General features: G+C 42.5%; 10 protein-coding genes and 1 pseudogene. 5 read left to right on the forward strand and 6 right to left on the reverse strand.

Features of this window, described 5'->3' with window-relative positions; genetic code table 11:
- Positions 1-2: 2 nt before the first annotated feature.
- Both uvrY and C2M32_RS12230 read right to left on the reverse strand, forming a co-directional pair.
- A complete protein-coding gene (gene uvrY / locus C2M32_RS12225) occupies positions 3-653 on the reverse strand; it encodes a UvrY/SirA/GacA family response regulator transcription factor (protein ID WP_105168662.1) in 651 nt (216 codons plus the stop codon).
- A 176-nt stretch (positions 654-829) separates the two neighbouring features.
- A complete protein-coding gene (locus tag C2M32_RS12230) occupies positions 830-1,975 on the reverse strand; it encodes a dicarboxylate/amino acid:cation symporter (protein WP_105168663.1) in 1,146 nt (381 codons plus the stop codon).
- Between the two features lie 216 nt (positions 1,976-2,191).
- Between C2M32_RS12230 and C2M32_RS12235 the strand changes: the two genes are divergently transcribed.
- The 3 genes from C2M32_RS12235 (at position 2,192) to C2M32_RS12245 (ending at position 6,653) form a co-directional block, all read left to right on the forward strand.
- Positions 2,192-4,531, forward strand: a complete 2,340-nt coding sequence (locus C2M32_RS12235) for a carbohydrate binding family 9 domain-containing protein (protein WP_105168664.1) — start codon at positions 2,192-2,194, stop codon at positions 4,529-4,531.
- 134 nt (positions 4,532-4,665) lie between these two features.
- The gene (gene cysK / locus C2M32_RS12240; RefSeq protein ID WP_105168665.1) at positions 4,666-5,634 is read left to right on the forward strand and encodes a cysteine synthase A; all 969 of its coding nucleotides are present in this window, start codon (positions 4,666-4,668) and stop codon (positions 5,632-5,634) included.
- Between the two features lie 119 nt (positions 5,635-5,753).
- The gene (locus C2M32_RS12245) at positions 5,754-6,653 is read left to right on the forward strand and encodes a substrate-binding periplasmic protein (RefSeq protein ID WP_199886157.1); all 900 of its coding nucleotides are present in this window, start codon (positions 5,754-5,756) and stop codon (positions 6,651-6,653) included.
- 46 nt (positions 6,654-6,699) lie between these two features.
- On the opposite strand, the gene putP is transcribed toward C2M32_RS12245, so the two are convergent.
- Positions 6,700-8,178, reverse strand: a complete 1,479-nt coding sequence (gene putP / locus C2M32_RS12250; protein WP_105168666.1) for a sodium/proline symporter PutP — start codon at positions 8,176-8,178, stop codon at positions 6,700-6,702.
- A 279-nt stretch (positions 8,179-8,457) separates the two neighbouring features.
- Between putP and C2M32_RS12255 the strand changes: the two genes are divergently transcribed.
- Both C2M32_RS12255 and C2M32_RS12260 read left to right on the forward strand, forming a co-directional pair.
- Positions 8,458-9,690 carry an EAL and HDOD domain-containing protein gene (locus tag C2M32_RS12255; RefSeq protein WP_105169293.1) on the forward strand — a complete coding sequence of 411 codons (1,233 nt, stop codon included), beginning with the start codon at positions 8,458-8,460 and terminating at the stop codon, positions 9,688-9,690.
- Between the two features lie 127 nt (positions 9,691-9,817).
- Positions 9,818-10,045 (forward strand): DUF3820 family protein, encoded by a 228-nt coding sequence (locus C2M32_RS12260; RefSeq protein WP_105168667.1) that lies wholly within the window; start codon positions 9,818-9,820, stop codon positions 10,043-10,045.
- Here C2M32_RS12260 and C2M32_RS12265 read toward each other — a convergent pair.
- From C2M32_RS12265 to C2M32_RS12275, 3 genes and pseudogenes are all read right to left on the reverse strand, one after another.
- Positions 10,042-11,028, reverse strand: coding sequence for a sterol desaturase family protein (locus C2M32_RS12265; RefSeq protein ID WP_105168668.1), 987 nt, complete (start codon positions 11,026-11,028; stop codon positions 10,042-10,044). The two genes, C2M32_RS12260 and C2M32_RS12265, sit on opposite strands and share 4 nt — an antisense overlap.
- Positions 11,029-11,093: 65 nt before the next feature.
- Positions 11,094-13,320, reverse strand: a pseudogene (locus C2M32_RS12270) (TonB-dependent receptor family protein).
- Positions 13,313-14,581, reverse strand: coding sequence for an imelysin family protein (locus C2M32_RS12275; protein ID WP_105168669.1), 1,269 nt, complete (start codon positions 14,579-14,581; stop codon positions 13,313-13,315). The pseudogene C2M32_RS12270 and the gene C2M32_RS12275 overlap by 8 nt, the downstream one beginning before the upstream one ends.
- Positions 14,582-14,654: the final 73 nt, after the last annotated feature.

Genomic DNA, 14,654 nt, shown 5'->3' on the forward strand with positions numbered 1-14,654 from the left:
GGTTAGTGTGTAGTATCAATGTCTATCATTTTATGACGAATTGCGAGGTGTGTTAACTCTACATCGCCGCCCACGTTAAGCTTTTCAAACATTCTATAGCGATAGCTATTGACGGTTTTGGAGCTTAAATTCAGTCGTTCAGCAATGTCTTGGGCTTTCTCACCTTTGGTGATCATCAGCATGATCTGTAGTTCACGCTCAGACAACGACTGAAAGGGATTCTCATCATTACGACCACTAAACTGAGCCAACGCAATTTGCTGAGCGATTTCTGGTGCAATATAGCGTTGTCCCGCGTTAACAGCGCGAATCGCGTTGATCATTTCATCTGGGCCTGCGCCCTTGGTCAAATAACCGTGTGCACCAATCTGCATTACTTTGCTTGGAAAAGGATCCTCGCAGTGAACGGTTAATACAATCACCTTAACATCTGGGCAATAGCGACATATCTTTTTTGTCGCTTCTAATCCACCAATGCCAGGCATGTTCATATCCATTAACACAATGTCTGGTTCACTTTGACGACAAAATGCCACCGCCTCTTCACCAGTTTTAGCCTCTCCGACCACTTTAAAGCCACGCACATCATCCAATATACGTTTAATACCTGTTCTCACAAGTTCATGATCATCAACTAAAAGTACGTTAATCAATAGTACATCCCCTCACTGTTACCTCGGCCCTGTGACTTTAAATCACAACCTACCCAGATTACCATAGAAATATATAAATAAATAAATTTTCACACACAAAAAACGTGTATTGTTTACAAAATGATCACCCAAGGGTGACATCTCAATCACCTTTGAGTTTAGTGCAATATTTACGGTTATGCGCGCTGCGAAAAGCGATTCACCCAAAGTGCTATCACACCATCACCGGTTACATTACAAGCTGTGCCAAAACTATCTTGTGCCAGATACAGCGCAATCATCAAGGCTACAGCCGCTTCGTTGAAACCCAGCATAGAGGTAAGTAACCCTAAAGCAGACATCACCGCACCACCAGGAGCACCGGGCGCTGCTATCATCACCACTCCCAACATAAAAATGAATGGCAACATTTGTATTAATGACGGAACGGCCATAGTTGGCGAAAGGAGCATGACCGCCATGGCACAGGTGACAATTGTGATCGTTGACCCTGATAAATGAATGGTTGCACATAAAGGCACTGAAAAGTTCGCAACTTCATCATTCACACCATTGGCTTTACTGGCTCTCAATGATACTGGAATAGTAGCAGCACTAGACATAGTACCTATCGCCGTAAAATAAGCAGGAAGCATATTTTTGATTAGCTCTGCAGGGCTACGCTTAAGCAAAATACCACTTCCTACATACAACACCGTCAACCACAACCAATGCATAACAATAGCCGCTACCAAAACGATACCAAAAGTACTAAGCGTATCAACAACCGTACCTGCTACCGCCATTTCAGCAAACACACCAGCAATGTAAAAAGGCAGTGCTGGAATGATCACTTTAGCCAATAACGCGTCAATCACATCCCTGCCCTGATCAGTGACTTCCTTTAGTGTCGTCAGATTTAATTGGCTGATCCCGATACCAAAGATAAAAGCCGTTGCTAACGCGGTCATCACGCCCATTAATGGAGGGATCTCAACGTTAATATAGCTTTTTACTTCTATTGCTGATGTGGCTTCATAACTCAACGCGCCGTCGAAAAAAGGAATAAACGCATTGACCAAAATTACAGCAAGTGTACCGGCAATGATAGTCGAGCCATATGCAAACCCGACGGTTTTACCAAGCAAGTGACCAGACCCTTTTGGTAATCCGGCAATACCAGACGCAATAAAAAATAGAATAATCAAAGGAATAGTAAAGCTAATTAGTTGGCCTATTATCACTTTAGCGGTATATAACAGCTCAACCAGCCCCATTGGTAAATAGAGACCAGCGACAATACCACCCAAAATACCAGCAATAAGTTTAAGAATTAACGACATAATACTTCTCTAACTAAAACGATGCGTTGTTGTATCACGTTTTATAGCGCAATTGCCACCAATGGCTGAACATTGAATGTAAACTGTTGTAAAGTGGGCAATGCGCTAAGTAAAGGACATTTAACTCATTAAACTGCAGACTAACGCGAAAGGTTTGTTAACATTACCTGCATATTATTAAATAGTTGCCCACTCTATGACGATATATTTAGCAGCATGATAAACAAAGTTATTTTCGCATTAAGTTCACTCCTTACTTTGAGTGTGAGCGCCAAGGAAACGGTTGAACCACTCCCATTTATCGACGCTTCAGCAATAATTGACGGTAAACTTGACGACCCTGTGTGGCAACAAGCCAAGCAAATCGCTATCAATAATGTCACTTGGCCGCAAGAAAACACACCCAGCCCAGTGACTACCACAGCCTATGTTTATGAAAACGGTCAGTCCTTATTTGTCGCATTTAAAGCGGACGACCCGAACCCAGAGCTGATCCGCGCATTCTTTCGAGATAGAGACCGTGCTTGGAATGATGATCTAGTTGGTATCAAGATTGACTCTTTTAACAATAAACGTAGCGCTTACCAGTTTTTTATTAATCCACTGGGTGTACAACAAGATTCAATTGAAGATGAATTAACCAAGAATGAAAACAACTCTTGGAATGGTATCTGGGACAGCGCTGGGGTCATACATGAACAAGGCTATAACGTTGAAATAGAAATTCCTTTACGTGTCCTTAATTTCGATGATTCCAAGCAAGTTAAACAAATGGCAATGGAGTTTTTGCGATTTTTACCAAGAGATCAAAGATTAAGGCTTTCCAGCATGCAGATCTCACACGCTAATAACTGTTGGATCTGTCAAATGCCTCAGTACACAGGCTTTGAATCTGCCAAACAAGGCAATAACATTGCCGTTATTCCTTCACTGGTGTTAAGCAAATCTCAAACACGAGACATTGATGGTAGTGATATCGCCGATTGGGAAGATAGCGACAGTACTGATCCGAGTTTAGACTTAAAATGGGCTATCACTCCCGACACCACATTGAATGCCACGCTGAATCCGGACTTTTCGCAAGTGGAAGCTGACACTGGTCAGCTAAGTGTCAACGACAGCTTCAGCTTATTTTTCCCAGAAAAACGCGCATTCTTTTTAGATAACGCCGACTACTTCTCTTCACATTTAAATTTGATCCATACCAGAAACATTGCGGCACCTGATTACGGTGTAAAATTATCAGGCAGTAAATCGGGCCATACCTATGGCTTATTTGTTACCAATGACGAACACCTTAATGTCATGGTGCCTGGCAACCTCGGGTCAAGCATCGTCTCTTTGGAACAAAAGAGTAACAATGCTGCACTTCGCTACCGCTTTGATATGAGTGATGGCTTATCAGTTGGTTCTACAGCGACTCTAAGAGACAGTGATGGCTACAAAAATCAGGTCGTGAGTTTTGACACTAAATACCAGCCCACGGCCAGTGATACCTTTAACCTTCAGATACTTGGCTCCAACACCAATTACAGCCAAGCGTTCGTGCAGGAGCTGTGTGATGGCGACGAAGGAGATTGCGCCACCTTCCCCACTGAAACATGCTCCGCAGACCAAGACTGCGATTACAATGAAAGTGTTTTGCGCGTGTTAGAGCAGGATGATTTGAATGGTTTGGGATATCTTGTTGATTACGAGCACAACACCAAACATTGGCGTGCGTTCACCAGCTACCAAAGCTTTGGAGCTGATCTTAGAGCCGACATGGGCTTTATGTCTCAGGTTGATTTCAATAAATTTTTGACTGGCTTTGAATACCGTTGGTACGGTGAGCAAGACAATTGGTGGAACCGAGCTCGCTGGTATACCGATTGGGATATCACCCATAATGATGACGGAGACTTATTAGAAAAAGAGATCCAAACTAATCTAGCCATTGATGGACCTCTGCAAAGCTTTATTGATTTTGGTGTTGAACATAGAAACCGTAGAGGTTTAAGACACAACAAAGCCAGCCTAAAAATAGACAACAATAGCGACATATTTTCTGAAAATGTGCTCTGGACCTACATGGAGATTAAACCTGTTTCAGGGCTGTTTGCAGGACTGAATTTAAGAACCGGAAATAAGGTGGACCTTGCAAACAATCGCGTTGGGAAAATGTATTTTGCACGACCTGTTATCAATCTAAATTTGGGTAAACACTTTGAGGTGAACTTTAGACATAGTTACGAAACATTAGATGCCGATGGCGCAAAGGTGTACACCGCAAATCTGACCGATGCCCGTTTGACCTATCAATTCAATATTAATAGTTATTTACGTATCGCTGTTATCTATACTGATATAGACAGAAATGTCAGTAACTATATTGATGAGGTTGACGCAACTTATAAAGGGTTGAGCACACAACTGCTCTACTCATACAAACTGAACCCTCAGACTGTATTCTTTGCAGGTTATGCAGATAATGGCTACCAAGATGATGATCTGTCACGACTTACAAAAGATGAGAAAACCTTCTTTGCTAAATTTAGTTACGCTTGGCTAATGTAATAAGAAATCAAATTTATATTTCTTTTGGCTATAAGCATATTTGATATATCTTATAGCCATTCTTTACTTCAATTTTATATAAAGCCAAGTAAAGTGTGATGTTAAGTAAAACCTAGAGCACCTAAGGGAACACAATGTCTAAGATATTCGCAGATAACAGCCTAACAATTGGTCAAACTCCGATTGTAAAATTAAACCGCGTGACAGGTGGTAACGTATACGCAAAGATTGAAGCTCGTAACCCAAGTTTCAGCGTTAAATGTCGTATCGGTGCTTCTATGATTTGGGAAGCAGAAAAATCAGGTCTTCTAACAAAAGACAAAGAACTTATCGAGCCGACGTCTGGTAACACAGGTATCGCTTTAGCATTCGTAGCAGCGTCTCGTGGTTACAAACTAACGCTAACTATGCCCAACACTATGAGCCTTGAGCGTCGCAAGCTACTTAAAGCACTGGGTGCAAACTTAGTGCTAACCGAGGGCGCTAAAGGGATGAAAGGCGCTATTGAAAAAGCGAATGAAATTCAAGCAAGTAATCCTGAAAAGTATATCTTGCTACAGCAGTTTGAAAACCCTGCAAACCCTAAAATCCACTTTGAGACGACTGGCCCAGAAATTTTCGAAGCGATGGACGGTAAAGTTGATTACTTCGTTGCAGGTGTTGGTACTGGCGGTACTATCACAGGAACGACTCGTTATCTGAAAAATGAAAAAGGCCTACAGGTTAAAGCAATTGCTGTTGAACCTGCTGATTCACCCGTGATCACGCAAACACTTGCTGGTGAAGAAGTAAAACCTGGTCCTCATAAAATCCAAGGTATTGGTGCTGGCTTTATTCCTGGCAACCTTGATCTCGAATTGATTGACGGCACTGAGCTGGTATCAAATGAAGATGCTATTGCGATGGCCCACCAGCTAATGAAGGATGAAGGTATCTTAGTTGGAATCTCATCAGGCGCGGCGGTTGTTGCTGCTAAGCGTATCGCTGAAAAGCCAGAAAATGCTGATAAGAACATTGTTGTTATTTTACCAAGCGCAACCGAGCGTTACCTATCGAGCCCACTATTTGCAGATGAATTCTCTGAGCAAGAGCTTGTACAATAATCAGTATTAATACCGAAAAACCGGCGAGAGCCGGTTTTTTTGTGCCTGAAATATCATGGAAAATTCTTCTTCATTTTCTAAACTTAGAAAATATCTTGTTTATTCAGCCATAAATTGCCATGCGTATTGCTTTAATCTTAGTTATGGTGCTGCTTACACCGTTAGTATTCGCCCAAAGCGTCACCAATGTCGGTTACTTCAAAGATGCAAGTTATCACCTTGTACAAGGGGTTGAGTATGAAAATGGTTACCTCTACAACCCCAAAGGAAAAAAACAGCTATTAAGAGTGGTGACGTTGGACTGGCCACCATATATCGGTCAAGCACTGTGTAACAAAGGCTGGGTATTTCAATTTGCGGTGGCTGTTCTGGCCGAGCAAGGTTACAAAGTACACGTAGAATTTTTACCTTGGGCACGTGCGGTCAGAGCTGCCGAAACAGGCAAAGCCGACATACTAATGCCTGAATACTACATTGAAGACTCTGCGCCATCGGATTATGTGTCAGGTAAAACACGTAGAGAAATGTTAGCACTATCTAACTCATTTCCCGGTGGAGAAATTGGCTTTCTCAAACGCAAAGGTGACAAAGATAGGTTTGACGGTAATTTACTTTCTTTAAAAGGACAAAAGATCGGTGTTGTTCGAGGCTATCAAAACACGCCTGAATTTGATGCCATGATGGATAATGGCGAGTTTGTTATCATCGAAGCGGTAGACGATTTGCAACTAGTCAAATTACTGGTTGGCAAGCGTGTGGACTTAATTATTGGTGATCCCAAAGTACTACGATTCACTGTTAATTACTCGCAATTGAGTAAACCAGAAAAGGTTAAACTGTTAAGCAATATCGAGAATGAATCAAAACTATTAAAGTATAACTATTTATACTTTGCTTTGAGCAAAAGTAAACCACAATGGCGACAAGTACTAGACGATATTAATAAAAGCCTTTACCAATTTAGTAATAGCGGCGAAACAGATCGTATTATCGAAATGGGCAATTTAGAATGTTTTTAAAAAAAGCGCCAATAAGGCGCTTTTTCATTCGTCACTCAGTAAAGCTTTAGAGCTCACTTTGTACTTTTTTGAACAAGTTTTGAATAGGCTCGCTCGGTGCTGATGTCAGCAGACTTACCACGACAATTGTAATTGTTGAGACCACAAACCCTGGGATAATTTCATAAATGATTGAGCTTAAAGTCTCACCATTTATGGTAATAGGTGCGTAAATCCATACCAATACGGTTGCGGCCCCTGTTACCATACCCGCTAAAGCGCCAGCAAAATTCATCCGCTGCCAGCACAAGCTTAACAATACCAACGGACCAAACGCCGCACCAAAACCAGCCCATGCGTTACTTACCAAGCTTAAGATTGAACTGTCTCGGTCGTAGGCTAGATAAATAGCACACAATGCAACTGCAACGACGCTAAGACGACCGACCAATACTAGTTCTTTGTCCGTTGCTTCACGATGCACAAAAATCTTATAAAAGTCTTCGGTTAATGAACTTGAGCTCACCAACAATTGAGACGAAATAGTACTCATAATCGCCGCTAAAATAGCAGCTAAAAGAAATCCAGCGATCAGAGGATGAAACAGTAACTGAGAAAGGATCAAGAAGATGGTTTCAGGATCGTCAACAACAATACCCTTTTCATGAGAATAAGCTGCACCAAATAGACCCGTACCAACCGCACCTAACGCCGCGATGATCATCCACGACATACCGATACGACGTGCCGTTGGCATATCCTTGACACTTCTCACTGACATAAAGCGCACAATAATGTGTGGTTGCCCGAAATAGCCTAAGCCCCAAGACATTGCAGATACAATACCGATTGCACCACCTGCGCCAACCCATGTCAGCATTTGCGGGTTAACCGCATCTAACGTTGACGATAATGGGGCATCAAGCAATGAATAGGTGACGACAGGCACCAAAATAAGAGCGATAAACATAATACAGCCTTGCACAAAGTCGGTCAGACTCACCGCAAGGAAACCACCAAACAAAGTGTAAAGAACAACGACACCTGTGGTGATGTACAATCCAGATTCATAACTCATACCAAATGAGCTTTCAAATAGTTTGCCTCCCGCAACCACACCCGATGATGTGTATAACGTAAAGAACACGATAATCACTAACGCAGAAACAATACGCAGTGCGTTACCTTTATCTTCAAAGCGATTAGCAAAGTAATCAGGAATTGTAATTGAATCATTAGCAAGTTCGGTGTAAACACGCAATCTTGGTGCGACCAAGATATAGTTTAGCCATGCACCAATCACCAAACCGATGGCTATCCAAGTACTGCTGAAACCGGTAACGAACATGGCTCCGGGTAAACCCATAAGGATCCAGCCACTCATGTCCGAAGCACCTGCTGACAGAGCTGCGACACTTGGTGGCAAACTACGACCTCCAAGCATATAACCAGAGACATCACTGGTTGATTTACGATAGGCGTACAAACCAATGCCCAGCATAACTACAAAGTACAATACAAGCGAAATTATCGTGCCTAATTCCAAAGTTACCTCCTCAGTTATCAGCACTCTACTCAATGACAATTATCCAGCATTGGCCTTTCTTATTGGCATTAAATAGAGGGCATTATTAGTGTCGACTGACTATATCATGAATATTCTGCACACCCCAGCATAGTCGATCACGTTTCCCGGTCAACATATGTTCAGTATCCATACAGCTTTGATTAAGTAAAAACGGTTGATACACAACGTGTCAAAATAATGAATTAGAATGGATTTTGACTATCATTAATAATAGAAGGGTTCTATTTTGTGGTGTTTATGAACTTTTACGCAGCACGGCAACCTATTTTTGACAATAATAACGAACCAATAGGCTATGAGATATTATTTCGTAATGGGCCGAATAATGTCTTCCCGAGTATCAATGCTGATAGGGCAACTTCTCAATTGTTAGAAGGAAGTCAGTTCTATTTTGAGCTTGCAGAACTAAGTAACCATAAACCTGCATTTATAAATTTCACCTTAAATACCTTACTACTTGGTTATCCATTTATGCTGCCTCCTGAGCATATGGTAATTGAAATTATTGAATCTATTGAGCCTGGAAAAAAACTGCTAAACGCCGTTAAAGCGCTACACGCCAAGCGCTATCGTATCGCCTTAGATCATTATCGCCATCAATCCGCTTGGCGACATTTTTATCCATACATTAAATATTTGAAAATTGATGTTAGCTGTACGCCCTTGCCTGAAATCTATCTCATCATGAAAGAGATTGAACAACACAAACATATAAAGTTGATTGCTGAAAAAGTTGAAAACCACCAGCAGTTGGATCAATTAAAACAACTTGGCTTTTCTCTTTTCCAAGGGTTTTATTTTGCAAAACCCGAAATGCTCACCAGTAAAATGTTCAGCGCCAGTGAATTATCAATCACTCGATTGCTAAGCGAAACAGTTAATGAATATGTTGATATTAAAAAGCTAACTCCTATATTCGAACGAGATATTAATCTTTCTTATAAATTGTTACGTTACACTAACTCTGCAATATTTAAGAGAAGAACCAAAATAAACAGTATAAAGCAAGCATTGGTAGCTTTGGGTAATCAGGAATTAAAAAGATTTCTATCACTCACATTTGCCGCGCAAATATCACCAGAAAAACCAGCAGAGCTGATAAAGCTATCTTTAACTCGGGCAAGATTTTGTGAGCAACTGGCGTTAAATGCCAACAGTAAAAAATATGTGGGTCCAGCATTTTTAACCGGTATGATGTCGCTGATAGACGCTATTCGAGACGACAGCATGGAAAATATTATGGACAAGCTGCCATTGGTTGATTCGATTAAACAGGCGTTGGTGAACGGTGAAGGCCCATTGGCACACTTGTTATTGATAGTGCAAAGTTATGAACAAGCGGACTGGCAAGCCGCACAAGCACAATGTCACGCACTCAACATCGACCCTGATGTCTTACCTTTGGCGTACAACGATGCGCTTAACTGGTGCAATGAACAAATGCAAGTGCTCGCGTGTGAAATGCATTAGTCACAAATAGATTTTTCCCGCTGATAGTCTCTCGCCCAACCTACGCACCTAAGCTCAGGTGCGTTTAGATGCCAAGCACTAGATAACTTGTTACACTTGTGATTCTTTTACCGAAAAATGTATTGCCATGTTCGATCAACAAGCGCTTGTCGCTGCTATTAATACGAAAATGCCATTTGGAAAACACGCAGGCACCCCGCTGTTACTGCTTCCTGAACCCTATGTGGTTTGGTTTAAACAGCAAGGTTTCCCGCAAGGTAAGCTGGGAGAGCAACTGGCCATGATCTACGAGGTTAAGCTCAACGGACTTGAGCAGCTACTCATGCCTTTATTGCAAACCAAATCTAGCCGTTAATCCAATTTATCGATGGGCGGTTTGGAAATGCGCCTTTTTGGCAATAATGACAAACACGCCTGCTTAAATGGCTGCAAATAAATTGCAGTTAAGGAATCATGCCCCGCATCATATTGACCCACACCAATATTAATATTCGGTGCCGCCGATGCTTTTATCAAAGAGCCATACATTCTGTCCCAAATGGCCAACGCTGAGCCGAGGTTGCTATCAAAGTGTTGTGGATTATCGCTATGATGTATTTGATGCTGCGCAGGACTAATAAACCACCCTTCAATGCTATCGCCCCAACTAAAACGGATATGAGAATGGCGTAAATTGGCACCACAAATATTGAATATAAACACAAAGGCATTAGCACCCAGAATATCGTACATGCTCAGTTCAGTACCAAAAAAGTGATAACCCAGCCCAACCACTATTCCCTGAGTCAGCGCCATTCTGCAAGCATAAAGGTAACTCTCTACAGGGTGTGAACGATAAATGGTAAATGGCGTTAACACCTTTGCGGAATGGTGTACTTTATGAAACTCCCAAAAAAACGGTACTTTATGTAACAATAAATGCAATAGGAAACGTGTTAAATCATCAACGATAAACAACATTAGAGTGAATATTGCGATCACTGCCGCCTCAGGCCAAACAAGGTGCAACGCTCTCCCAAAGACCCATTCGAGCAGCTCCGTTGTCGCTATCGCCACTGGCACCATAGTGAGCACAATTGGCGCAAAAAGCGCGGCTTTAAGCAGCACATTGCTAACCAACAAACAGTAATCAAGGCGTGCGCTTTTACATAGCCATACTTTTTTAGGGAACAAAAACTGTAAAAAGCCACTGACTGATCGCTGTTGTAATTGAGTGGCAAAATACACCGGCACAGCCATAATAACCGCACTCAACAAGTAAGGCAGATAAATACGCTTATTCGCATCGAGCAAGTAACCCGGCAAAGCAACAAAACTCTGCCACATCTGTTCTAACATGTTTACCTCAAAAAAAGGGCCAACTCTGTGACCCTTAATTTATAACTTAATATCAGCGACTAAAATTAAAACTGATATTTGTAGCCTAGTGAGAACTGACGCGGTTTACCCGGTCGCGCACCATAAGGGCGACGACTCACCACTTCAGTTTCATCTAGTAGGTTATCTACTTTGGCATACACTCTACCGTAGTCACCAAGCTCATAGCTTGCAGATAAGTCCACGGTAATATTCGAGGGGACTTTTTTCCCAGCTAATGGAATGTCTACCAAGATACCCTGTTCATCATCTCTCCAACTCACACCCGCCGCTTCTGGCATCGAACTGACGTATTTTACCGCGACTGAAAGCTGCCAATTCTGCGCTGCTAAGCCAATATTAAACGTTGCTTGATGGTTAGGCAAATAAGGCAATTCGTCGCCCTTTTCAACCCTTCCCCATTGCGCAAACTCAGAGTTTAAGGCGTGCTTAAATTCACTTTGTGTGTAGGTATAAACCAACCCGTAGGGGATCTCTAAATTCAGGCTCAATGGATAGCGTTGTGAGAACTGTGCCTCTAAACCATACACATCAACTTCACCGCCATTGAACTCCTGATCGATTTGTGAATTGATACCACAGTTAGACTGGCTACAGCTTTCTTTTAGGTTACTGTAATCATTGTAAAAGCTCACTAACTCAAACTGAGTCACACCATCATTAAAGCGACCACCAAATTCGTAATTAACGCTTTTCTCAAGTTCAACATTGGTCGGTTGTGCAGGTGAAGATGGCACAAATCCTTGATGTACACCGAACAACAGGCCAGATTCTTCTGATAGCTTGTAAAAACCGCTCACCCCTGGCAACCAAATACGCGTCGTCTTGTCTTGCCAATCTTGCGCATCCTTGTTGTTTTGGTAGTGCATCTCCATCAGCTCACCACGCACACCCACACCTAACGTCAAGGCATCAACCGTAATTTGGGTTTTCAACATAAACGGACCAAGCATCGGTAGCCTCTGTATCTAAGGTGGTGAAGACCTTATCTTGACCCGTATTCGCTACCTGACCCGATGTCATCGCATAAGTTTGTTCAAAGTGCTTACGTTCTATTTCGTCTTCATGATAGCGCACACCTGCTGAAAGTTTGTGTTGCAAATCAAACAACTTAAACTTAAACGATGCATCAACCTGCACACCCTGCGAATAGTATTCACGGTCGTTCGTGCCCATCGTCAAAAAGATAGAGTTACGACCTGCCAACACAGAATCTTGCGCGCCTGAAATAACTGCATATTCATCGGCATACTCTTCAGGGTTAGCTAATATTTGTGACAACGAGCTACTTTTATTCGTTAAGCCATTGAGCTTTCGCCACGCGCGCTCATAGTCATTGCGATAAACTCGAGTAGTGACGCGAACATCGTCGCCTTCTAAATAATGAGAGAACATCACTTGCTGGTGCTCAGTATCCATCAATGCATCCTGAGACGCAGCATAACGACGGTAAGGCGTACTAGCGAAATCTGAGTCAGTTAAACCCAGATAGGTTTCATCTGATTGTTCATCTGAATAAGAAAGCTTTAATCCAAATGTATGGTCAAACTGGCCTACACGCATTTTATAGTTAAACTTGGCGAGTAGATCATTTTTGTTAAATCCGGTGTTGCCACCGCCATCTAACTCTTTAAAACCATCAGCTTGAAGGTTGACACCTTCGAGCAAGAAGCCGATGTTATTAACCACTGAACCAAAATAACCATGCGCCTTTTGATAACCATCACTACCGGCGGCAACATCAATACCACCTTCGGTAAACTCGGGGACTTGACGGGTGATCAAGTTCAACGTACCTGCAACCGTTTGCGGACCGTATTTAATTGCCGCTGGGCCCTTAAATACTTCAACCGCCGTCATACGAGTAGTAACTGGAAAATAATACGCTGCGGGCGCTGAATATGGCGATGGACCAATTAACACCCCATCTTCTAAGATGGTGATCTTTTTACTGCGCTCGGGCGTTACACCACGAAAACCGATGTTAGGGCGTAAGCCATAGCCATCTTCTTCACGAATGTTCACACCCGGCACCGATGCTAAGATACGGTGAATATCATCGTACTCATACTTTGCCAGATCCTCTTCGCTAAGCAAAGTAGCAGAGCCCGCTTCGGTACGAAGCTTGTCATAGTGACTGAGGATCTGAATATGTTCTAATTCACCATCATTATCCGCTGCCAACGCGCTTGGCATCGCAATCGCGACTGCCAACGCCAACATAGATTTTTGCATAAAAGGTCCTTTAGTCATTGTCACCTGCCGACGTTTTTGGAAGTTCTAGTGCAAGCTTATTGATGAAGTCATTTTTAAGCTGATCGGTCACCGATTTCACTTGAGTATGCGTATTGGTTACGCCAGCCTCATCGTTAGTCAGTGCGCTTTGCAAGTTACCTTCAAGCGCGTTTGCCGCGGCTTTTGCATTAGCTATACCTTGCAACATGGTTTGTTTGGTATCCGATGCCTGCTGCTCATCTAAGAAATCATCAAACCCTGCGCTGTTACTTTCACTGCTGCCACCGAGGAAAAGCTGCTCAAACGCATCAATATTCGCTTTGATATTCTCTATCGAATGCTTGGCATATACCGATTCAACTTCTTGCGGGCAAGCTTCTAGACCACAACTATTAGCAAATAATCCTAATGGAGTGGCTAACTTGTAATCTTTAAGTTCTTCGGTCATATAAAATAATGCATCGGAGATTTCGTTGATAGCTTTGGTTTGCGTTGCAAACTTATTGCCCGGCTCTCCCGCATTCTTTAATACCTGACCGTAGCCTTGCTCACCGTTCCATTCATTCAACAAGGTTTGGGCTGAATGGCTCAAATCACTGGCCACTTCCTCTGCAAATTTACAACGCGCCACCTTACGCGATTGCTCAGCGCGTGCATTCCAGTCAGTGAGAATATCACCGGCAGCAACCGCACTACAGCTGTAATCTTGGTTGTCGTTAAACAACAAATATTCAAGGGCATCAAGACCTTTGCGTTTATCTGAGCGATTACGAATATTGTAAGCAACACCGTTTATATTACCCTGCTCATAAAACACCACGTCTTGGTCAACACTGCACGTACTGGCATTGGGCCAAGAATAAATGTCGTTACGCAGCGCTTTATCGTTTTCAAGTAATGGCCCAACAATCATCAACTCAGCATGTTGCCAACTGATCATCGTCTCACGCCAAGCATTTTGAGCAACTTGTTTCGCTGCATCTAATGCCTGTTTTTCGGCATCATCTTGCATACTCGGATCATAAGCCGCTTCTAGGTCACAATAAGCCTTCACTTGACTTGGTAATGACTGCGCTTTGTCTGCAAACGCTTCAAATGTTGGAGTAATAACGTTGTCGGTCAAATTAACCAAAAGTGCTTTTTGGTCAAAACTGATAACAACGTCGTCGTTATTGTCAGCGAAGTTATCCCCCACCGAACTTGAGGTACTTTCACCACACCCGCTTAACAGTGCCGCGACGGTACTTGCTAATAGTAAAGGTTTTAATGTTGGTGCCATCAATTGCCTCTTTTTATAGATTTTTTATACGACAAAAGGTTAGCTCCTAAAAGCTAACCTTTTTTGAAAGTCT

It is taken from the genome of Pseudoalteromonas sp. T1lg23B (assembly GCF_002964665.1).
Taxonomy (GTDB): domain Bacteria; phylum Pseudomonadota; class Gammaproteobacteria; order Enterobacterales; family Alteromonadaceae; genus Pseudoalteromonas.